Raw genomic sequence first — 21,228 nt, 5'->3', positions numbered from 1 at the left:
CGGCCCTCCTCCCCACGCCCGCGGGCCGCCCCCCCCCCCGCGCCCTCCGGGACCTCCGGCCCCACTCGATGCCCGGCACCATGATCTCCTGCGCCAGGCTGCGGGTGTAGATGCTGTTGCTGCCGTCCGGGCCGTCCTCCGCCGGTGCGCCGGGTGCGGACGCGAACGCGATCAGCGTTCCGCGCGCGCCCATTTCCGCGAGCCCGCCGGCCGATGAGATGTTGCGCGTCTTCTTCGGGAACGGGTTGTCCCGGCAGGCGTCCAGGATCACGATGCGCGGATGCGAGCCGACCTTGTCGATGCGGCTCAGGAACAGTTCGTCGATATCGACCGACTCGTCCTTCACCTCCTCCTGGTCGCGCAGGTTGATGTCCACAGGCAGCAGGTAGTTGCGGCCGTCGATCTGCATGCCGTGACCGGCGTAGTACAGCACCGCGGTGGCATCGTCCTTCTGCACCTGGCGTGCAAACTCGCGCAGCACCCGCCTGAACTGCAGCACCCCGATGTTGAGCTGCTCGTTGACCTCGAAGCCCAGCTTGCGCAGATTGCCGGCGATGAGCCGGGCGTCGTTCTCGGGGTTGCCGAGCCGGGCCCTCGAATATTCGGAATTGCCGATCACCAGGGCGATGCGCCTGTCGGCCGGCCGGTCTTGCGCCAGCGCGGGGACGATCTGCAGCGCGAGCAGGAGCCAGCAGGCAACCAGGCGTAGGACGGACATGCGGTCGAATATCCACCCTCACCGCTGCGATTGCAACCGTCCGGGCTTCCGGGGACATAGCGCATCGCTGCGCGCGGCGGCCTGATGCATTGATGAACGCCGCATCGGCCGGATGGGACATGGCCTGCCGCAACCTCGGCGAGTGCGTCTTCGGCGCGCCGATCGATCGGGAGTTCGGGCCGATGGTCGGCGCTGCCGACAATGGCCAGTCCAACTCGACCGTACCGAAGCTGTTCCGCTACATGCGCTACAACCCGGAGCTTTCGACGCAAGGGTTGGCCAGCCTGGGCCTGCCGCAGATCGAGCCCACGAACGTGCAGCGGCTCGATTCGGTCGATCACATGGACGAGCTCCAGGAGGTCGGACGCGTCTACGCGAAGGCGAGCGTTTCCGCCGGCCATTTCGGCGGCTTCCACTGAAAACCGGCGCCGGTCGTCAAAGCGCGTCGAGCCTGTCGATCACGTCCGACAACCGCGCCTTGGCCGAGTCATCCGTCACGTGCGTCAGGCTGAGCCTCAACGAGTCGATGGTGGTGTCGAGCTGCCACTCGGCCGGGTCGCCGCTCTCGACTTCATCGGCCAACGCCTCGGCCTTGTCCGGGTCGCCCGAATCGAATGCCGCACCGAGCAGGGTGGCGGGCAACCAGATGTCCGTCGAGCCGCGCTTTCGAGCCCGCTCGCAGGCCGCGATGGTGAGCTGTACGACGGACAGCGCCAGCTTCTCATCGGCCGGGCGTTGGCGGACGCGGTACAGGCGCGGCAGATTGCTGGAGCAGTAGTACTCGTTCAGGTCCAGCTGCATTCCCTTCTCGTAGTAGTCGATGGACCGATTCAGGTACTTCTTCGCGTCCTCCGGCGTCGTCGCCTCCTTGAACAATCGCTTGTAGCGCCCGCCCAGCAGACCCAACAGCTCGGGCGTCGGCTTGGAAGTGACGTCCATTGCCTCGACCGCAGCGATGGCGTCGACATGCTGCCCGGCGTAGGACAGGGCCAGCGCGCGCTGCTCGGTGACTTCGGGGATCGCCCGCAGGGGAGCACTCAGGCCATCGATGAACTTCACCACCAGGTTCCAGTCTGCGGTCGTGTTGGCGCAGTCGCGCAGCATCAGCATCAGGGCGATGGCCACGGCGCCAATCATCGGCCCGGCCGCATAGGTATCCGCCAGCGCTTGCGCCCGCATCATGCGGTCCTTCTTCGGGTATGCCCGCACCGCACGCACTTCGGCCTGGAAGGCCGACAGCAGTGCCATCTGGTCCTTCATGCCCGCGGCAGTCGCTTCGTCGACTTGGGTCGGGTAACCCGGAATCGAGACATGCATGGGGGACTCGCCCGCAGCGAGACCCTCGATCGCATCCTTGATCCTGGCCTGGATCGCCGCGGCTGTTTCAGGAAGGATCGCTCCTTCCGGCAGCGGGTAGCGAATCGTGCGCATCTGGGCCACGTCGAACAACTGGCTCGACCAGTCCGCGGCCAGCAGCACGCAGCCCCTGCGTCGCGCGGCGTGGCGAATGCCGATCTCGTAGTAGACGTTGCCATTGGGGATCGTCATGTCCGCGAGCACCAGGTCCGCGAAGTAGAGACGCTCCAGCATCTGCGTGATGATCAGCGCGCCCGTGTCCTGGTCGGCCCGGACCGGCTGGTAGCCCAGGGCCTCGATGACCGGCACATAGGCCTTGTCCCACAGCGCATTGAAGTCGATCTCCACCGGCCCCTTGCCCGGTTCTGCCTGCGTCGCCTTGACGCCGTAGGGCATCACCATGAAGCACAAGGGCTTGACGATCACGCTGCTCATGTTTCAGCTCCACAGTTGCGTGGTGTCGAGCCGGTGCGTGTGGCCATGCCGGTTGCGGACCTCCTCCATGAGGTGCTGCGTACCGCCGGGGCCATCCCCGCCCTTCCCGTCCCACAGACAGATGAACTGGACCTTCTCGGTGCCGAAGCGGCTTGCGGCCTCGAGCATCCACAGGTTGTTCTGCTCGTACGGATCCTCGCCATCCTTCAGCGCGCCGCGCTCCGCCGGCAGGATGTGAAGCTCGCAGGCCGCCTTGGCCGCCTTGAAGCGCGAAAGCCAGTCGCCGCCTGCGAATGTGACCGACTTGGGGAGGAAGGTCGATACGTCGAATGGCAGGTACATCTCCAGCGCCACGCCGCGCGCGAGTGCCGCCTCGGCGAACAGGAGGTCGCCGCCGCAGGCGCCGCCGCAGATGGCCAGGCCTTGCGGGCCTGCGGCCAGTTGGTCGAACAGGGCCTCGATGGCTTCGCGGGCGATGGGTTCCTTGTCGGCGGGGAAGCGCGGCGTCTTGCGATCGGGCGCGTCGATCATGTGGCCGCTGAAGAGCAGGACTTGGTTGGGGATGACAGGGGCGTTCATGGGGTCAGTTCTTGATGGGTAGTAACTGCGGCAGGCCGAACTGGCGCCGCTCGTCGGCGATCAATTGCCGCCCCATCCATAGCGGCCAATTCCGGTGACACGTTCCCTCCAGATCAAGCATCACTTCGCGGAAAAGCCAGTGTAGGACGCGCACCCCTGTTTGGGGAGTCGACCGCTTTGCCACGCTCCGTCATCGGAGGCAAGCGGCTCCGCGCCCGGCAAGACGCCTCGGCCTCTATCGGGTGGCTGGTGCCGGAGTCGTTGTCTGTGCGGCTGGCGGCGTCGGCGCGGGTGTCGGCGCCAAAGTCAACGTGGGGCCGGACCCTGGAGTTGGCATTGGCGCTGGTGCGGTCACCACCGGCGCGGGAACCGGGTTCCGCGGCGCGGCCTGTTTCACCGTCCCCACCCACGCGTCATGCTCCGACGCCATCAACGTTTCGATGCGTTCCGCGAGCAAGGTCAGCGTCGCGCCCGAGGGGCCGCCCGCGTAGGGTTCGGCGCCCGCCAGCATCAGCCATTTTTCCCGCTTGAGACGCTCGGACGTCTCTCGGTATTGCAGCCACAGCGCATGCCACTGGAACAGCTGGATCAGCGCCTCCAGGGCCGCGATGGACGCGCCGAACAGCGCACTCAGGCGCCGGAAGTCCGGATCCGGCCATCCCGCAAGGGCAAGCACGGGAATGGCCGCGCCCAACAGGATCTGCAGCACCTTCGCGCACTGGTAGCGCCTGCGATAGTTGCCGCAGTTTCGGCTGTAGTAGCGGAGCTGGTCTTCCAGCCGCAACCAGGTCGGATGGCGGGCGACTTCGGGTGGCGCCTGGAAGGCGCCTGCGCTGTCGGTTTGAGAGGCCATGGCAACTCCAATCACATGCACGCGCATACGCCGCGCCGGGGCCGCAGAGCATAGTCCCTCGCGAGCCGCGCAGCCATGGCAAGGCGCGCCGGTTGCGCGCTCCCTCAGCCTGGCAGGTGCGGCAAGTTCGGCAGGTACCGCGCCGACAGCACGCCCTCGATTGCCCCGATGTCCGCAAGCACCGCGTCGCTCACGGCGCTGTCGACGTCGACCAGCGTGTAGGCCATGTCACCGCGCGACTTGTTGACCATGTTGTGGATGTTGAGCCCGGCGCGCGCCATCGCGGTCGAGATCTGGCCGAGCATGTTGGGCACGTTGGCATTCGCGATCGCCACGCGAAAGGCCGACTCGCGCACCATGCTCACGCCCGGAAAGTTCACGGCGTTGGCGATATTGCCGTTCTCGAGGTAGTCGCGCAGCTGGTCCGCCACCATCACGGCGCAGTTCTCTTCCGCCTCGCGCGTGCTGGCACCCAGGTGGGGCAGGCAAACGATGCGGTCGTTGCGCAGCAGCGCAGCGCTCGGAAAGTCGCACACGTAGCGCCCCAGGTGGCCGGCCGCCAGCGAAGCCAGCACCGCCTCGTCGCTGACCACGCCCTCGCGCGAGAAATTCAGCAGCACCGCGCCGGGCTGCATGAGGCGGATGTTCTGTTCGCTCACCATGTGGCGCGTGGCATCGACCAGTGGCACATGCAGGGTCACGAACTGCGCCACGCGCAAGACCTCGCTCACGCTGCCGGCCTTGCGCACTTGCGAGGGCAGGCTCCAGGCCGCGTCGACGGTGATGTCCGGGTCGTAGCCGAGCACGTTCATGCCGAGCTTGATGGCCGCGTCCGCCACCAGGCAGCCGATCTTGCCCAGGCCCACGATGCCCAGCGTGCGCCCCGCGAGTTCGTAGCCGGCAAAGCTGCTCTTGCCGCCCTCCACCGTCTTCTCCAGATCCGGGCGCTCCGGCGCCAGGCCGCCGACGAAATGGAGGGCGCCGGAGAGATTGCGCGCCGCCATCAGCATGCCGGCCAGCACCAGTTCCTTCACCGCATTGGCATTGGCGCCCGGCGCGTTGAACACCGGCACGCCGCGCGCGCTCATCGCGGCCACCGGGATGTTGTTGGTGCCGGCGCCGGCACGCCCGATGGCGCGCACGCTGGCCGGAACGTCCATCTTGTGCATGTCGGCGGAGCGAACCAGCACTGCATCCGGTGCGGCGATGTCCTTGCCGGTCGCATAGCGGTCAGCGGGCAGGCGCCGGAGTCCGTTTTCCGAGATCTCGTTCAGCACCAGGACCTGGAGGCGCTCAGCCATGGCTGGCCTCGAACTCCTTCATGTAGTCGACCAGCGCGAGCACGCCTTCGATCGGCATCGCGTTGTAGATCGACGCACGCATGCCGCCGACCGAGCGGTGCCCCTTGAGCTGCACCATGCCGCGGGCCTGCGCGCCCTTGAGGAAGGCATCGTCGAGCGACTCGTCGCGCAGCTTGAAAGGCACGTTCATCAGCGACCGGTCGTCGCGCGCCACCGGGTTGTAGAAGAAGGAGGTGGTTTCGAGGTGGTCGTACAGCACGGCCGCCTTCCTGCGGTTGCTGGCCTCGATCGCCGTCAGCCCGCCCTGCGCCTTGATCCAGTTGAACACCAGGCCGGCCATGTAGATGGTGTAGGTCGGCGGCGTGTTGAACATCGAGTCGTTGTCGGCCTGGATCTTGTAGTCGAAGGCCGAGGGTGTGATCGGCAGCGCCTGGCCGATCAGGTCATCGCGCACGATCACGATGGTCACGCCGGCCGGGCCGACGTTCTTCTGCGTTCCCGCATAGATCAGCCCGTAGCGGCTCACGTCGATCGGGCGGGAAATGAAGTTGCTCGACATGTCGGCCACCAGCGGCACGTCGCCCGTATCTGGCGTCCAGTGGTATTCGACGCCGCCGATCGTTTCGTTGGAGCAGATGTGGACGTAGGCAGCGTCCTTGTCGAGCTTCCACGTGTCCTGCTTCGGAACGCGGGTATAGCCGCCCTCCTCCGAGCTGGCGGCCACGTTGACCTTGCAGTACTTCTTCGCTTCCTTGATCGACTTCTTCGACCATTCGCCGGTGTCGATGTAATCGGCGCCGCTGCGTCCGCGCAGCATGTTCATGGGAACGATGGCGTTCTCGCCGATCGCCCCGCCCTGCAGGAACAGCACCTTGTAGCTGCCCGGGACGCCCATCAGTTCACGCAGCAGGCTCTCTGCTTCCGCATGGATCGAGATGAATTCCTTGCCGCGATGACTCATCTCCATCACCGACATGCCGCTGCCGCGCCAATCGAGCATCTCGTCGGCGGCCTGGCGCAGCACGGGTTCGGGCAGCGTCGCAGGGCCGGCGCTGAAGTTGAAGACACGGGTCATCGATGGATCTCCAGGAATTTGGCTTGAAAAGGGCTCGCCATTCGACAGGAGGTCCACGCAAATTGCAACAGAGGCAGCGGGCAGGGATTACCCCGCCGCGCGCCGGTTTCTTGTCCTGAGCCGGGGAGCCCTTGCCCCGGCCCCGGGAGATCAGCCCCGCCCGCCCAGCGCGAACACTGAATTGACGGGCATCGGCCGATCAGGGTCTGGCCGCCCGGGCCGTCGCGCCAACCTGGGGCGCGCTGCGGCCCGGGTCCTCACTTCCGCGTCCCATCCTGCCCGCGCCGCGTCACTCACGATCGACAGGAGCGAGACGTTCTCCAGGAACTCCAGCATGCACCGGTTCAGCGAGGCCCACAGTTCGGGCGTGGTGCAACTCTGCCCGGACCGCGCTGCCGCGCTGCGCGCCGATGCATCGCTGTCCATCGACTCGACCGCGCGGACGATGTCGGCCACGCTGATGGTCGCCGCATCCCGGCCCAGCATGTAGCCGCCGCCCGGCCCGCGCGTCGCCGAGACGAGGCCGTGCCGCCGGAGGTTGCCGAAAAGGTGCTCCAGGTAGGACACCGACACCTTCTGGCGCTCGCTCATCGTGGCCAGCGGCACCGGGCCCCGGCCGCGGCGCGCCGCCAGGTCCCCCATCGCGCTGACGGCCACACGGCCCTTGGTGGTCAAACGCATCGCCGTCTCCTTATTCGTCGCGGCCGCCGCCCAGGCCCAGCAGGGCGAGCAACGACTGGAACACGTTGTAGATGCTCAGGTAGACGCCGAGCGTCGCCGTGATGTAGTTGGTCTCATGGCCGTCCTGCACGCGCTTCAGGTCGTACAGGATGAAGGCCGAGAAGATGCCGATGGCCAGCACCGCCAGCGTGATCATCAGCGCGCTGGATTGGATGAAGAAGTTGGCGATGCCCGCCACCAGCAGCATCACTGCGCCGATGAACAGCCACTTGCCCATCGAGGACAGGTCGCGCTTGATCACGGACGACAGCGTGGCCATGCCCAGGAAGATCGCGCCGGTGCCGGCAAAGGCCATCATCACCAGGCTCGCGCCGTTGGCCATGCCGAGCACGTTGCCGACGAGCCGCGACAGCATCAGGCCCATGAAGAAGGTGAAGGCCAGCAGCACCGGGACGCCGGCCGCGGATTCCTTGGTCTTCTCGATGGCGAACATGAAGCCGAAGGCGCCAGCCATGAACACGATCAGGCTGATGCCCGGCGACATCGCGCTGGCAACGCCCGTGGCCACGCCGATCCACGCGCCGAGCACGGTGGGCACCATCGACAGCGCCAGCAGCCAGTAGGTGTTGCGGAGCACGGCGTTGCGTTGGCCTACCTCGGCGGCCCGTGCTGCGGGCGCGCGGCCGAAGGTCTGGAGGTTTTCGTTCATGGCTTTCCTTTCGTGTTCGACAAAGGCAGGAATGCGAATTTGTCGTGTTCCCGAATCTAGGCGGTGCGAGCATTCTGGAAAAGTCGCATTTTCGACACCGATTGTTCTGTTTAAACTGAGAGAACCCCGGGAAGGCCCCATGAACTTCAAGCACCTCTACTACTTCTGGGCCGCGGCCAAGGCCGGAGGCATCGCACGGGCGGGCGAGCAACTGCACATCACGCCGCAAACCTTGTCCACGCAGATCAAGCTGCTGGAGGATCGCCTGGGCTGCCATCTCTTCCAGAAGCATGGCCGCGGCCTTGAACTGACGCCGGACGGGCGCACCGCCCTGAGCTATGCCGACCAGATATTCGCGCTCGGCGATGAACTCGAGATGGCGCTGGGCAGCCGCGGCGAAGGCAAGCGGACGCTGATCTTCCGGGTCGGTATTGCCGATGCGGTGCCCAAGGCCATTGCCTATCGATTGCTGGAACCCGCGCTGGCCATTGCCGAGACGGTGCGACTGATCTGCCACGAAGGCAACTTCCGCGACCTGCTCGCCCAACTGTCGGTGCAGCGGCTCGACCTGGTGATCGCCGACGAGCCCATGGGCAAGCAGACCAGCGTCAAGGCCTTCAACCACACGCTGGGCAGCACGGCCATGAGCTTCTTCGCGGCGCCGGCATTGAAGCGATCCCTCGCCGGCGAGTTTCCGGCTTGCCTCGACGGCGCGCCGATGCTGATCCAGGGCGCCTCGTCGGCCGTGCGGCAACGGCTCGACCTGTGGCTCGCGGAGCACAGCCTGCGGCCCCGGCTGATCGGCGAGTTCGATGACGCCGCCTTGCTGAAGGCCTTTGGCGGCGAAGGACGCGGCGTCTTCATGTCACCCACCGTGCTGGAGGAAGAAACCTGCGCCCAGTACGGCGTCGAGGTACTGGGCCAGGCGCAGGGGCTGCTCGAGGAGTTCTTCGCCATCTCGGTGGAGCGGCGGATCACCCACCCGTGCGTGGTGGCGATCACGCAGGCGGCGCGACTGCAGTTCCTGAAAACCTAGTCGCCTCCAACAGCCAAGGCGCAAGCGCCTGCGACGCAGCCTTCACTCGCGAACGACTGCTACAGGCCACTGGCGCTGATTGTCAGCGCGCGTCCTTGCGTGCAAGGAGCACGTTGCCGCCGGTGGTGTTGAACGCGATCGTCGGCGCACTGAAGTCGCTTAGCGGCGCGCCCAGGCCGATCTCGCCGCTGCCATGCAGCACGCATTCGTCGCGGCGCAGGGCGATCTCGCCGCTGGCGCCGGAGCGGCCATGGAAGCGCACCCACGTGCCGTAGGTGCTGACATCGACCAGCACGCAACTGCCCTGCCGCGCCTCGATTCGGGCATGCAGCCGGGACACGCGCGGATCGTTGACGACGAACTCTGCCTCGTCGACGCGGCCCAGGTGAATCGGCAGGTCCGATGCGCGGAACATCGAGCGCACATCGAGCCAGGAGAGCTCGATCTGGCCAAACGAGGAATCCGGCGCGCGGAGCTGGTGCGCGAGCGGGGCGGGCACCGTCATGAATTCGGTGATTTCTTCCTGCCAGTCAATGCGGTGCACGATCGGCATTTCCGTCTTGCCGCGGATATTGATCGGGCCCAGGTTGCGGTGCCTCAGGCCCGTATCGGGGATTTGCTCAATCACCGATGCGGTGGCCCAAATCTGCCCGGGGCCCGCCAGATCGCTGAGCCTGGACGCCAGATTGACGGCGTCGCCATACGAATCGCCGTCGACCTCCACCACCTCGCCACTGGCCACGCCGATCTGCAAATCCATCCGCAGCGGCGCTGGCCAGGCCATCAGCCGCTTCTGGTGATTTCGCTGCAGTTCGAGAACCGCCTCGACGGCGTCGGCCGCGTTGGGGAATATTGCGAAGATGCCATCGCCCAGCGTCTTCACGACGCGGCCATGATGGGATTCGCACACGCCGCCGATCCATTGCACCAGGCGCGTCACCGTGTCCGTCGCCCGCGCGTTGCCCATGGCCTCGAACACACGTGTGCTTCCGGTCAGATCCGCAAATACGACAGTGGGTGGTGCAGCCATTGGATTGAGTTCTGGGGCGCGAATGCCGCCGATTATGGCAAAACCATGAATCTGCCATTGGTTTTGCAGTGTTGCATGCGACATCGGCAAATCAAGCGCGAATTGCGCGCGAATTGGAACACTTGCGAAACGGGAAAATCGTGCGTTGCCGCTGAAGGTTACAAAATGTAGAACTTAGGTATTGCTTCCTCAGGAAGCGCCTTAGCATTTTTGTGAACTATGTTGTTTTTAAACATTAATTAATGTTTCCCCACCTTGTGCGCCGGCTTGGCGGATCGTAAGGTACCGCTATCAACGGCTCCAGCTCATTGCCCTTGCGTCATGGTATTACCTAGCAGTTTCCTCCGGCTTTTTTCGCTTCCAGGCTTCCGCCTGCGCGATTCGGAGCACCGCCATACCAGCCGGGTGCGCCATGCGATGTTGTCATTGCTGCAGGTGCACGGCGGCCACGGTGTACAGCGCGTGGCGCAGCGCGTGCGCTTCGCGGGCGACCTCGAAGCGCTCTGGTACTTGCGCCAGGACATGATGTGCGCGATCAGCGAAATCGACGGCGAGGCCGCGGCACGCCGCCAGCTTCGCCCCATCAACAGCATGTTCAAGGGCCGGCTGCCGGAGACGATGGGTCCGCGGCGGCACCAGCGCTTCAACATGTGAAGCCGCGGGCGCCGACGGCGCCGCGAAGTCGTGTCAATCGTGATCATGGGCGTGACGGTGCCCCCAGACCATGAAGACATCGCGTCCATCGGCCGCCAGTTCGACCTTGGCGCCCACCGGCAACAGCACCTTGGTCGGCACATGGCCGAATGGCAGGCCGGTCAGCACGGGCGCCTTGATCTGCGAGCGCAAGCGCTCGACGACCGTTTGCAGGCTGAAGCCACGATCGTTCGGCACCTTGCGGTAGCCGGTGAACTGGCCCATCAAGATCGCCTTTTGGCGCCCCAGCACGCCTGCATGACGCAACTGGTCCAGCATGCGTTCGATGCGATAGGGATGCTCGCCCACGTCTTCGAGGAACAGCACGCCCTTGTCGATGGCCGGGAAATACGGCGTGCCGAGCAGGCTGGTGAGCACGCAGAGGTTGCCGCCCCATAGCTGCGCGCCGTGGACCGTGCGCATGCCGCTCGCGGCTTCGGCGTCGCGCAGCGGCAGGCGCCAGCCGGTGCCTTCGCCCTGTCCCGACAGCATGTCGTCGAAGCAGGCTTCCATGATGTCGTCGGCGCCGCCTTCCGCGCCGAAGTCTTCTCCCACCGCCGGGCCCTGCCAGGTCACTGCGCCGGTCTTCGCCAGCAGCGCATGCTGGAAGGCGGTGAAATCGCTGACGCCGACGAACTCGGTGCCGTGAGAAATGGCCTTGGCGATCGCCTTGTACGGCAGCGCATCGAGGATGCGCGTGAGGCCGTAGCCGCCGCGCGAGATCAAGGCCACGTCGGCGCCACTGGCTGCCGCACGGGCAATGGCCGCAAGGCGGGTGGCGTCGTCGCCGGCGAAGCGCTGGTGCACCGAGAGCGCGGCTTCGTCGATCTCGACCTCGTGGCCCAGCGCCTTGAGGCGTGCGACGCCGCGCCTGAAGGCTGCCTTGTCGCGCACCGCGCTGGAAGGCGAAAAGATGTAGATGTGTTTTGTCACGGCGCGAAGTATCCCATTGCGGCCTGCGCGGCCCGATCCGCTTCGGCCTGCGCCAGGTCGCGCACCGCGCCGCGCTTGACCGGCCATGCGCGCAGGCCGGCCTGGTAGCCCGCATCCACGAAGGGTGCGCTCCATGCCGCCGCAGTGGCCGCGTCATGTTGCGTTTCCACGGGCAGGAAACCTGCGAAGCGGTCCGCCGGCAGCAATGAGCCGACCCGCGCGGCCAGCGCCGCATCGTCCGCAGCGTGGACCAGCAACACGCGCGGCAGGTCCAGCCCTTCGATCCACTCGCGGATCACTGCCGCATGCCATTCGAGCGCATGCACCGACGCGCGCTTGGGCTTGTCGCTGCGACCAAAGCCGATCAGGTCGGGCGCCAGCACGCGGGGTCCGGCGAGTGCGGCCAGCCGGGCGACGAGGCGGCGATAGAGGTAGGCCCACTGACCCGCGCCATGCAGGGCGACCACGGCAAGCGGCGCGTCGCGTGGCCCTTCGTCGATGTAGTGCAGGCGCCAGCCGGCCAGGGTCGGCAGGTCGCTGCTGTAGCGCGCGGCCCACGGCCAGTCCGGCAGGTCGGCGAATCGCGCATCGGGCGTGCGCAGGGCGTCGTCGCGCAGGGGTTGCGCCTGCTCGCGCGCCAGCACGCGACGCGCACGAAAGAACTGCTGCAGTTCAGCTGCGCATGAGTCTGCGCACACGCCGCCCTGCACCACAGTCCGATGATTGAGCAGGGGTTGCGCAAACAGGTCGACCACCGAGCCCGAGGCACCGGTCTTGGGGTCGGGTGCGCCAAACACCACCCGTGCCAGGCGCGCGTGCAGCATGGCGCCCGCGCACATCGCGCAAGGCTCCAGCGTCACGTAGAGGGTGCAGTCCTCGAGCCGGTAGTTGCCGAGCGCCTGGGCCGCGGCGCGCAGTGCGTTGATCTCGGCGTGGCCGCTGGGGTCGTGTTGCGCGATGGATGTGTTGCGTCCGCTGGCGAGCAATGCGCCATCCTTCACCACCACGGCGCCCACCGGCACTTCGCCGGCCGCGGCGGCAGCGCGCGCCTCGTCCAGCGCGCGCTGCATCCAGTCGTCGTCAGTCATCGGACGGCTGTCGAATCCGGCATCCGCTTCTATTTCGCCTCATCCGGCAACGGGCGCGGCTGCTGCATGGCGGCCTCGACCTGCTGGCGCACCTGCTGCTGGATCTGCTGGCTTTGTTCGCGCACGTTCGGCGCGGGCGCGCCGGCTACCGGAGGCGCGGCCGCCGGCATCAGCGCGTTCATCTGCTTCTTCACCAACAGGCCGACGATCACCAGCGCCAGCACAAGGCCCACCAGTCCCAGGCTACGCATGCTGGACTCCCTCGGTCATGCCGAGTCGCTGCATCCACGCGGCCAATGCCTGTTCGTCGGGCGTGCCCTGGCTGTAGGTGGCGTACATGGCGGCATGGGCCTCGCGGCGATGCTGGTTGAGCTTGAGCTTGCATTGCCACGCGACCACCTTCAATTCGAACCCGACGATGCCGGCGAGCATCTTGAGCTGGAATTCCTCGCCGAGGCTGTTCCATTGCGCCGCGTAGGCAGGTTCGTGTTCGGCGATCAGGCGCTTGAGCAAGGCGTCCTTCTCCTGCGGCGACTCGATGAGGCTGGCTTCGACGGTGCAATGCACGGCCAGGTAGTTCCACGTCGGCACGCGGGCCAGGTCGGGATACACGCTCGGCGACAGGTAGGCGTGCGGCCCCTGGAACGTGACGACGGCGCGCGGACGGGCCCGCAGATGGCGCCACAGCGGATTGGGCTTGGCGCAGTGGCCGAGCAGGGAGAACTGCGTGTCGTCGCGCACGTCCACCACCAATGGCAGATGCGTCACTTCAGGCAAGCCCTCGTCGTCGGTGGCGATGAGGCTGGCGAAGGGATGCGCGCGCATCAATTCGATGGCAACGTCGCGGTTCTTCTCGTTGAATTGCGGAGGCAAATACATGGCGTTCAGTGAAAAGTGCAGCTGAGGGCTAGTGTGCCAGCGGCACGGTCGCCTGCAACTGTGCCGTGAGCGCGTCGTTGAATTCCCCGAGACTGTGCTGGAGCACCGCGAACCGTTCCCGCGCCGAATCGGTATCGCCATCCTTGGCGGCGGCTTCAAGCGCCTCGCAATCCCGCATCACGGCCTCTGCCTTGACCAGCCGCGCAGCGCCCTTGATCTTGTGCGCGCCCGAGGCCGCCTTGCCCAGGTCGCCGGACTGGATGCAATCCGCAAGCTCCTCCGCGTCCGACAGGTTCGAGCGCAACAGCGCCTCCATGAAGCTGGCCTCGATGGCGGGGTCGCCGCCTGAGAAAGCCTTCAGCGTCGAAAGATCGAACGGCAGGTCGGGCGTCGTCGACTTTGCGGGTTCGTGCATCGACGCGAACGCCGCAGCGGCGCCGCCGTGGAGGTGCCGGCGCAGGGCGTCGCGCAAGGCGTCGACGCTGAGTGGCTTCATCAGGCATTCGTCCATGCCGACGTCGAGCGCATGCTGGCGCTCCTTCTCCTGCACATGCGCCGTGCAGCCCAGCACCGGTCGTCGCGGCATGCCCTTCTCTCGCTCGATGGCGCGGATGGCCTCGGTCAGCGCATACCCGTCCATCACCGGCATCGAACAGTCGGTGATGACCACGTCGAAGGCCTCATGGCGCCACATGTCGAGCGCAATCTCGCCGTCCTCCGCGGTGTCGCATCGCATGCCAAGGAATTCCAATTGCCGCTTCAACAACATCCGGTTGGCGGGATGATCGTCGACCACCAGCACCTTGTAGCCGTGAAGACTGGCCGGCGGCAACTCTGCCGCCCTCCTGGCCTCCTCCTCATCCGGCAAGCCCGCTGGCGGCGCCAGCACCGGCAGCTTCAACTCGACGAGCACGCTGGTGCCCTTGCCGCTCTGGCTCTGCACGGAGATCTCCGCGCCCATCTTCGTGCACAGGCGCTGCACGATGGGCAGGCCCAGCCCGGTGCCGCCGATGGCGCGCGGGCCCGCAGCCTCGGCCTGGAAGAATGGCTTGAAGAGGTTGCTGAGGTCGGTCGCGCTGATGCCGATGCCGGTGTCCTGCACCTCCAGTTCAAGGTGCTCCATATCCCCGGCCCGGGACACATGTCGCAAGCGGACCGTGACCCCGCCTTCATCGGTGTACTTGATCGCGTTGCTGACCAGGTTGTTGACGATCTGCCGAAAGCGCACGCCGTCCACCGCATGCCACTGCGCCACCCGTTCGTCGATCTCCACCGTGATGTTCAGGCCGCGCTGGCGAGCCATGCTGGCGAAGACGTTCGCCACCTCGCGGACCAGTGGCCGGAGTTGCGCCGGACGCGGAATCACTTCCAGGCCGCCCGCCTCGATCTTCGAGATGTCGAGGATGTCATCGATCAGCCCCAGCAGGCCCTGCGCCGACTTGCGGGCCAGGTCCGCCGAAGCCAGGTCTTCGCGGGAAAGGCGGCCCTCGCGCACCATCAGTTCGAGCATGCCGAGGACCGCGTTCATCGGCGTGCGGATCTCATGGCTCATGGTGGCCAGGAAGTTCGACTTGGCCCGGTTCGCGGACTCGGCTTTCTCCCGCGCCGCTTCGACCAGCGCCATCATGTGGTGGCGTTCCGTCATGTCGATCGCACCACTCACGAAGGCCACGCGCGGCCCTCCATCCACCAGCGAAATGGGCGCGGCCCAATGGTTGATGCGCTTGGTGTCGCCGTGCAGGACGACGTCGAGGTCTTCGTTGATGCTGATGCCCTCCGCCAGGAGCTGCATGTACTGCGCATGCACGGACCTGACTTGCTCCAGGGGCGCCTTCGTCACGTTGGATTCAGGCAAGGTCTTGCCGAGAACCATCTGCCGATCGACGTTGAAAAATGTCTCGAACGCGGTGTTGCAGAAGATCAGCCGGGCGTGCATGTCGCGCACGCAGATCGCTTGGGGTATGCCCTCCAGCATGGCGCGCTGGAAGGTGAGCTGGTCGCGCAGTTCCGCTTCGGCCGCGCGGCGCCTCCGCACCTGGTTCTTCAGAGCCCGGTTCCAGAATGCGAACAGGGCCAGGCACAACACCAGCGCCGCGCCGATCGGGTACAGCCAGCGCGCATAGCGGCTCCAGCCGGTGGAGGGATGGCTCGAGAAGGTCCAGTTGGTGCGGACGCGGCGCATCTCCTCCGGCGAGATGCTCTGCAGGGTCTTGTCGATGATGGACAGCAGCATCGGGTTGTCCGCACGCACGCCAAAGCTCACGTCGACCGGCGCATCGCCGATGGCACCCGCGACCTTGAGCTTGTTGCCGTAGCGTTGCCGGATGAGGTAGCTCGCGGTGTTCACATTGCCCACCGTCACGTCCGCCTTGCCGCTGGCCACCTGCTCGTAGCTCTCGAGGATGGAATCGACCGGAACGAGTTCGACGCTTGGCACGCGTTCCTTGAGGCCCTCCGCAACGCCGTTGGGCGGCAGGTACGCGATGCGCTTGCCGGCCAGCTTGTCGATGCGAAGGATGTCCGGATCGTCGACGCGCGAGACCAGCACCCAATAGCCCCGGAAGTACGGCGCGGAGGCCACCACGTCGGTCTCCGATTGCTGGCCGCTGATCATCACCGGCAGCAGGTCGGCCCGGCCGATCCGGCCTGCCCGCGTCAGCACCGGCTCGAACTTCAAACCGGTCTCGCTGGTGATCTTGTTCAGTACCTGCACCGTCAGGCCGGCGTATCGGTCCGACTGGTCGACGAACATGAAGGGCATGCGATCGGGCACCGCCGCATAGCGCATCACCGGATTCGCGACGATCCATTTGCGCTCCTCCTCGGAGAGGTTGACGCGCTCCGCAGGCTCGGTCGGCTCGAAGGTGGGCGACCACCGCGCCTTGATGTCGTTGCGCACCCGCAGCGGCAGCGCCGTCAGCACCTGGTCGACCAGGTGGTGCAGCACGGTGTCATCGGAACGCAGCGCGAAGTGGACCGAATAGGCCGGCTCCTCGCCGAAGTTGGCCAGCCGCAACTTGGTCAACTGGTACTGGTCGATGAGGTAGCCGGCCGTGGCGCCGTTTTCCACCAGGACGTCGATCTTGTCGTCGGCGGCGGCGGTCAGCCCGAGGAAGACGCTCGTATAGGGAACCAGCTTCGCGGCCGGATACGCTGCCTTGAGCGCCTCCTCCGGCATATGGCCGGGGATGTAGCCCACGTTGATCGGGCCGCTGCGGTCGATCACCCCGTTCAGCGCGGTGACTTCCACGTGACGGCTCAGGAAATAGGGCGCGGACAGCGCAACGGAGCCGTCCGCGCGCAAGCGCGGCACCGTCGGGAGTATGTCGACATCGCGCCGTGCCAGCGCCGCCGTGGCATCCTCGATCGAACCGAAGGTCTTGACCTGGACCTCGATGCCCAGCGCCGTGGCGACGGCGTCCAGGTAGTCCGCCGAGATGCCCTTGTAGTCGTTGTCCAGGCCGATCAGGTCGAACGGCACCAGGTCGTTCGGCAACACGCCGACGACAAGGGTCGGATGCGCCCTGAGCCATTGCCTCCCGCTGTCGCCGATCGCGAGCGGAAGCTTGGGCAGGTGCGTATAGCCCACCAGTTGCGGCGGTGCCCCGGACGGTGTCTCCTGGCTCCACGCGGCTGCCGCGGACAGCATGGAAAGCGCCACCAGGCCCAGCGCCTTCCACACTTGCCAACGCCGAACGAGCCCGAGCGTGGCCACGCTGCCGATCCTCAGGTGATGAGCCCGTTGGCGCGCGCGAAGTCCACCAGTTCGACCAGCGTCGAGATGTTCAGCTTCTCGAACAGGCGCGTCTTGTAGCTGCTCACCGTCTTGTTGCTGATGAGCAGCATGTCGCCGATCTCCTTGTTGCTCAGGCCCCGCGCGAGGTGCTGCAGGACGCTGAGCTCCCGGTCCGACAAGCTCTTGACCAGGTCAGCCGGCGAAGTGCCCACCGGACCCGTCAGCGATGTCAACGCACCGCTCGGGAAGACGCTGTAGCCCGACAGCACCGACTGCGATGCCTGCACGATCGAGGCCATGTCTTCCGATTTGCTCATGAAGCCATTGGCGCCGGCGTGCAGGGCGCGGGTGGCAAAGATCGATTCCTGCTGGCCCGACAGCACCAGCACCTTGAGCGTCGGATTCGACGTCTTGAGCCGCTCGATCAGTTCCAGCCCATTCATGCGGGGCAGGTCGAGATCCAGGATGGCCAGGGAGGGCTGGAGGTCGCGGATGATCGTCAGCGCGGCAGGGCCGGAATCGGCATCGCCGACAACCTTGAAAAGGCCGCTGCCTTCCAGGACGGAGCGAACAGCGAGCCGGATGGCAGGGTGGTCGTCGACGATGACTACGGAGTGCATGGCGGCTCGATCCTCTCGGAACAGGCGTGACCCCCCATCGGCAAATTCTAGGGGGTTACAGCCCTGGAAGGGAACCGCCGTGGGGCTTGACAGCGTCGCTTCAACGTGCGCCCGCCGCCTTCAGGATGGCGCTCATGGCCCCATGGCCACGCATGGTCGCGAGTTGCAACGGGGCGTTGCCTTCCCGATCGGTCAACTGCAGGTTGGCGCCAGCCTTGACCAGCAGCGCCAGCGTGCGCTGGTGCCGCGGACCTCCGTCGCCCAGCACGATCGATTCGATCACCGCCGTCCAGTGCAGGTTGTTCACATGGTCGAGCGGCGCGCCCGCCACGATCAGTTGGCGCACGACTTCGTCATGGCCCAGGTGCGCCGCCGCGATCAACGCAGTGCCGTCGTAGCGGCTGGTGACCTGGCGCGCGCTCGCGCCGAGCCACAGCAGCGTTGCGAGCGTGGCCGGGTCGTTGGCCACCGATGCGATCGTGACCGCGTCGTAGCGGTCGTTCTCCATGGCGTCGAGGTCCGCACCGGCTTGCACGAGGGCCCGGATCACGTCGCTGTGGCGCGCATAGGTCGCGACGTGCAACGGCGTGCGGCCCTGGGCGTCGCGCGCCCTGGTGTCGGCGCCTGCCTGGAGCTGGCGCTTCAGCGAGGCGAGATCGCCTTGCCAGGCGGCCTCGTGAAGGCCCTCGTAGGCTTGCACGTCGGTGGAGGACGGCGGCACCTGCGCCACGGCCGGAGCGACGCACAGGAACAGCATGCCCAGCAGCGCGAACAGGCGGCGGCGCATGCGCATCAGCCCAGCAGGCCCTTGACCTTTTCGAGCGCTGCGTTGGCGCATTGCTCGTCGAGGTGGCCACCCGGTGCGCCGCCCACGCCCACCGCGCCGATGACGTCATTGCCCGCCTTCACCGGCACCCCGCCGCCCAGCAGCAGCATGCCCGGCAGATAGACCAGGTTGGCGGCGCCAGGGTTCTTCTGCGAGCCTTCCATCATGGCCTGCGTCGGCGCCTTGGCGGAGGCCGAGGTCCAGGCCTTGCGCTCGCTCGAAGCCAGCGTATGCGGGCCGGCATTGTCGGCACGCTGCACGGCGCGCACGGTGCCGGCGCGGTCGACCACGGTGGCGGCCACGTTGTAGCCATTGGCTGCGCAGGCTGCGACGGCGGCGGAGGCGATCTGGGTGGCCAGTTCGAGCGACATGTTCTTCTCGGTGCGGACCAGCGGTTGCGCGGCGGGTTGCGCCTGCGGGGCTTGTTGGGCCTGTGCGCCGACGGCTGCGAATGCCAGCGCGAGCGCGCCGAGACGAAGGGTGGAATGCATGAGGAATCTCCAGTGTGGAATGACCGGGCCGGCAAGGGCGCCAGCCGCTTCGCTACTGTAGGAAACGCCATGCCCGGCCGCCATTCGTAGGGCTACGCGCGGCGCTCCGTAGTTCTACGGAGCGGCGCTTTCCGCCAGCACGGCATAGCGGCGGATCAGTTGCGCCAGCGAATCGCAATCGAGCTTGGCGAACAGGTTGGCCCGATGCGTCTCGACCGTACGCGGCGACAGCGCCAGCGCCCGCGCGATCTCCTTGTTGGTGAGCCCGGTGACGATCATGCCGAGCACCTCGCGCTCCCTCTCCGACAGCTGGGCAAAGCGGTCGCGCGCGAACTGGTCGACCTGCGCCCGCTCGCGCGAGTTGACGTGCTGGCGCACCGCATGTTGCAGCGCTTCGAGCAGTTGCTCGTCGTCGACCGGCTTTTCCAGGAACTCCGCCGCGCCCGACTTGAAGGCGCGCCGGCACATCTCCACCGTGCCGTGGCCGGTCAGCATGATGATCGGCTGGTCCACCTGCTGCGCCACCAGCCGCTCCAGCACCGTGAGCCCGCTGATGCCTGGCATGCGCACGTCGAGCACGATCGCGCCGATGCCGCTGCGATCGAACTGGTCGATGAAGGCTTGCGGATCGGACCAGGTCTGCACGCGCAGCCCCACCGTGCCGATCAGCAGCGCCAGGCTGTCACGCACGGCCTGGTCGTCGTCGATCAGGTGGATCAGGGGCGACAGCGGCGGGTTCATGCGGAGGCCCCCGCCAGCGGCAGGCTCAGGACAAAGCGCGCACCGCTCGTTGCCGATGCGTCGACGGCGAGTGAGCCGCCCATGTCGCCGGCCAGCGATTCACTGAGGCTCAGGCCGAGGCCCAGGCCGCCTTCGCGTGTGCTGTAGAAGGGTTCGAACAGGCGCGGCAGCGCTTCGGCGGCAATGCCGGGGCCACTGTCGCTCACCACGAGTTGGCCCATCGGGCCCTGGTCGAGGACTTCGATCGTGATGCGTCGACGGCCCGCGGGTATCGTGTCCAGCGCCTGCAGCGCGTTGATGAGCAGGTTGTGCACGATCTGCTCCAGCGCCACCGGATCGGCCAGCACACGCACGGCGGCGCCCGGCTCGAAGTTCACGCCCACGCCGCGGCGCGTGCATTCCGGCTCCAGCAGGTACAGGGCGCTGCGGGCCGCGTCCTGCAGGGCCACCTGCTCGCGCTTTCCGTGACCGTCGGGTCGCTCGATGGCGCGCCGCAAGCGCGCCACCACGTCGGCGGCGCGCCGGGCCTGCTCGGACGCCTTGCCCATCGCGTCGCGCGCCGTGCCGATGTCCGGCGGATCGTCGGCCAGCAATCGCCTGGCTGCCTGCGTGTTCGCCAGCAGCGCCGTCAGGGGCTGGTTGAGTTCATGCGCCATGCCGGCCGCGAGTTCGCCCAACGCGTTCAGGCGGGCCACCTGCCCAAGGCGCAACAGTTCCTCCGCGCGGCGCCGCGCCTCGCGCTGGCGCAGCAGCATGCGCGCCCCGCCAAGCACCACGCCAACCGCCAGCGCCCAGGCCGCCATCAGGATCCAGGGCAACTCGCGCCAAGCCACGTCGCGCCGGGCCACCACGTCGAAGGCCTGGCTTTCCGAGGCCAGCACCTTGCGGAAGTCGAAGCGCCAGCCATCGGCGCCCACGCGGCCCGGCTGCACGACGAACTGCTGCGCGCCCTGCTCGATGGTGACGCGGCTCGGACTGGTCTTCGGATCCATCGGCCAGTCGCGCCACGGCACGGTCGCGGCCAGGTCGATGTCGAGGGCATAGCTGACCGGCTCCGCGCCGATCACCAGCCGATAGCGGCCCCGCGCAAACTCGACCTGCGCCAGCGCGGGACGGTGCTGGTTGCGCGATTGCGCCTCGGCCTCGGCCAGCGCGGCATCGGGCCAGGCGCCGGAGCGCTCGCGGCGCTGCACCGACAGGATCGATGGATAGACCGAGGGCAGCCGCTGCTCCGGCGAGTCGGCGGCGCCCGCCTTGCCGAGCAGCGCCAGCGTGGCCAGCACCGCGTCGTACTGAACCACCTGCTGGCTCAGCAGGCGATGGGCGATGCGGGCATCCGTTTCGAAGGCTTCCTGCAATTGCCGCAGTTCGTTGCGCGCCAGCCATGCCGCACCCGCCGCGCTGAGCACAAGCCACGCGAGCCACCAGCCAGCGAGTGCGCGCAAGCG

The 21,228-nt window shown here is 66.9% G+C and carries 22 protein-coding genes; 3 read left to right on the top strand and 19 right to left on the bottom strand.

Annotation, left to right across the window (positions count from 1 at the left end):
* Positions 1-718 (bottom strand): caspase family protein (locus HB681_RS11505; protein ID WP_213954936.1); only part of this gene is annotated, 718 nt, incomplete at its 3' end.
* A gap of 92 nt (positions 719-810) precedes the next feature.
* On the opposite strand from HB681_RS11505, the gene HB681_RS11500 reads away from it, so the two are divergent.
* A complete protein-coding gene (locus tag HB681_RS11500) occupies positions 811-1,137 on the top strand; it encodes a hypothetical protein (protein ID WP_213954935.1) in 327 nt (108 codons plus the stop codon).
* Positions 1,138-1,153: 16 nt separating this feature from the next.
* Here the strand turns inward: HB681_RS11500 and HB681_RS11495 are convergent, their stop codons facing one another.
* The 7 genes from HB681_RS11495 to HB681_RS11465 form a co-directional block, all read right to left on the bottom strand.
* The gene (locus HB681_RS11495) at positions 1,154-2,509 is read right to left on the bottom strand and encodes a TRAFs-binding domain-containing protein (protein WP_213954934.1); all 1,356 of its coding nucleotides are present in this window, start codon (positions 2,507-2,509) and stop codon (positions 1,154-1,156) included.
* A gap of 3 nt (positions 2,510-2,512) precedes the next feature.
* The gene (locus tag HB681_RS11490) at positions 2,513-3,088 is read right to left on the bottom strand and encodes a hypothetical protein (RefSeq protein WP_213954933.1); all 576 of its coding nucleotides are present in this window, start codon (positions 3,086-3,088) and stop codon (positions 2,513-2,515) included.
* A 235-nt stretch (positions 3,089-3,323) separates the two neighbouring features.
* Positions 3,324-3,941: a DUF4231 domain-containing protein gene (locus HB681_RS11485; protein ID WP_213954932.1), complete on the bottom strand. Its 618-nt coding sequence runs from the start codon at positions 3,939-3,941 to the stop codon at positions 3,324-3,326.
* Between the two features lie 104 nt (positions 3,942-4,045).
* A complete protein-coding gene (locus tag HB681_RS11480) occupies positions 4,046-5,242 on the bottom strand; it encodes a phosphoglycerate dehydrogenase (protein ID WP_213954931.1) in 1,197 nt (398 codons plus the stop codon).
* Complete coding sequence (serC, locus tag HB681_RS11475; RefSeq protein WP_213954930.1) at positions 5,235-6,317, bottom strand: 3-phosphoserine/phosphohydroxythreonine transaminase; 1,083 nt, start codon at positions 6,315-6,317, stop codon at positions 5,235-5,237. The genes HB681_RS11480 and serC overlap by 8 nt, the downstream gene beginning before the upstream one ends.
* A gap of 150 nt (positions 6,318-6,467) precedes the next feature.
* On the bottom strand, positions 6,468-6,998 hold the full coding sequence (locus HB681_RS11470) for an Rrf2 family transcriptional regulator (RefSeq protein ID WP_213954929.1): 531 nt from the start codon (positions 6,996-6,998) through the stop codon (positions 6,468-6,470).
* Between the two features lie 10 nt (positions 6,999-7,008).
* Positions 7,009-7,707, bottom strand: coding sequence for a Bax inhibitor-1 family protein (locus HB681_RS11465; protein ID WP_213954928.1), 699 nt, complete (start codon positions 7,705-7,707; stop codon positions 7,009-7,011).
* A 139-nt stretch (positions 7,708-7,846) separates the two neighbouring features.
* Between HB681_RS11465 and nhaR the strand changes: the two genes are divergently transcribed.
* Positions 7,847-8,743 (top strand): transcriptional activator NhaR, encoded by an 897-nt coding sequence (gene nhaR, locus HB681_RS11460; RefSeq protein ID WP_213954927.1) that lies wholly within the window; start codon positions 7,847-7,849, stop codon positions 8,741-8,743.
* Between the two features lie 82 nt (positions 8,744-8,825).
* Here the strand turns inward: nhaR and HB681_RS11455 are convergent, their stop codons facing one another.
* On the bottom strand, positions 8,826-9,773 hold the full coding sequence (locus HB681_RS11455; RefSeq protein WP_213954964.1) for an adenylate/guanylate cyclase domain-containing protein: 948 nt from the start codon (positions 9,771-9,773) through the stop codon (positions 8,826-8,828).
* A gap of 321 nt (positions 9,774-10,094) precedes the next feature.
* Here HB681_RS11455 and HB681_RS11450 point away from each other — a divergent pair, with 321 nt between their 5' ends.
* Entirely contained in the window at positions 10,095-10,427 is a 333-nt protein-coding gene (locus HB681_RS11450) for a hypothetical protein (protein ID WP_213954926.1), read from the top strand.
* Between the two features lie 33 nt (positions 10,428-10,460).
* Here the strand turns inward: HB681_RS11450 and HB681_RS11445 are convergent, their stop codons facing one another.
* The 10 genes from HB681_RS11445 to HB681_RS11400 all read right to left on the bottom strand — a co-directional run bounded on the left by HB681_RS11445 (position 10,461) and on the right by HB681_RS11400 (position 21,225).
* Entirely contained in the window at positions 10,461-11,399 is a 939-nt protein-coding gene (locus tag HB681_RS11445) for an LD-carboxypeptidase (RefSeq protein ID WP_213954925.1), read from the bottom strand.
* Positions 11,396-12,487, bottom strand: coding sequence for a tRNA adenosine(34) deaminase TadA (gene tadA / locus HB681_RS11440; RefSeq protein ID WP_213954924.1), 1,092 nt, complete (start codon positions 12,485-12,487; stop codon positions 11,396-11,398). Before tadA ends, HB681_RS11445 begins: the two co-directional genes overlap by 4 nt.
* Positions 12,488-12,516: 29 nt before the next feature.
* Positions 12,517-12,738 carry a hypothetical protein gene (locus tag HB681_RS11435; RefSeq protein WP_213954923.1) on the bottom strand — a complete coding sequence of 74 codons (222 nt, stop codon included), beginning with the start codon at positions 12,736-12,738 and terminating at the stop codon, positions 12,517-12,519.
* Complete coding sequence (locus tag HB681_RS11430) at positions 12,731-13,366, bottom strand: FMN-binding negative transcriptional regulator (RefSeq protein WP_213954922.1); 636 nt, start codon at positions 13,364-13,366, stop codon at positions 12,731-12,733. The genes HB681_RS11435 and HB681_RS11430 overlap by 8 nt, the downstream gene beginning before the upstream one ends.
* Before the next feature lie 28 nt (positions 13,367-13,394).
* Positions 13,395-17,081, bottom strand: coding sequence for a transporter substrate-binding domain-containing protein (locus HB681_RS11425; RefSeq protein ID WP_213954921.1), 3,687 nt, complete (start codon positions 17,079-17,081; stop codon positions 13,395-13,397).
* 11 nt (positions 17,082-17,092) lie between these two features.
* Positions 17,093-17,722, bottom strand: coding sequence for a response regulator transcription factor (locus HB681_RS11420; RefSeq protein WP_213954920.1), 630 nt, complete (start codon positions 17,720-17,722; stop codon positions 17,093-17,095).
* A gap of 100 nt (positions 17,723-17,822) precedes the next feature.
* Complete coding sequence (locus HB681_RS11415; protein WP_256354038.1) at positions 17,823-18,509, bottom strand: ankyrin repeat domain-containing protein; 687 nt, start codon at positions 18,507-18,509, stop codon at positions 17,823-17,825.
* A 5-nt stretch (positions 18,510-18,514) separates the two neighbouring features.
* Positions 18,515-19,039 (bottom strand): heme-binding protein, encoded by a 525-nt coding sequence (locus HB681_RS11410; RefSeq protein ID WP_213954919.1) that lies wholly within the window; start codon positions 19,037-19,039, stop codon positions 18,515-18,517.
* Between the two features lie 114 nt (positions 19,040-19,153).
* The gene (locus tag HB681_RS11405; RefSeq protein WP_213954918.1) at positions 19,154-19,780 is read right to left on the bottom strand and encodes a response regulator; all 627 of its coding nucleotides are present in this window, start codon (positions 19,778-19,780) and stop codon (positions 19,154-19,156) included.
* Positions 19,777-21,225, bottom strand: a complete 1,449-nt coding sequence (locus tag HB681_RS11400; protein ID WP_345944659.1) for an ATP-binding protein — start codon at positions 21,223-21,225, stop codon at positions 19,777-19,779. Before HB681_RS11400 ends, HB681_RS11405 begins: the two co-directional genes overlap by 4 nt.
* Positions 21,226-21,228: the final 3 nt, after the last annotated feature.

Source organism: Variovorax sp. dw_954 (genome assembly GCF_018449755.1).
GTDB lineage: Bacteria > Pseudomonadota > Gammaproteobacteria > Burkholderiales > Burkholderiaceae_C > Variovorax.
The sequence above is the reverse complement of the archived record's forward strand: the minus strand, read 5'-3'. Positions and strand labels throughout refer to the sequence as shown.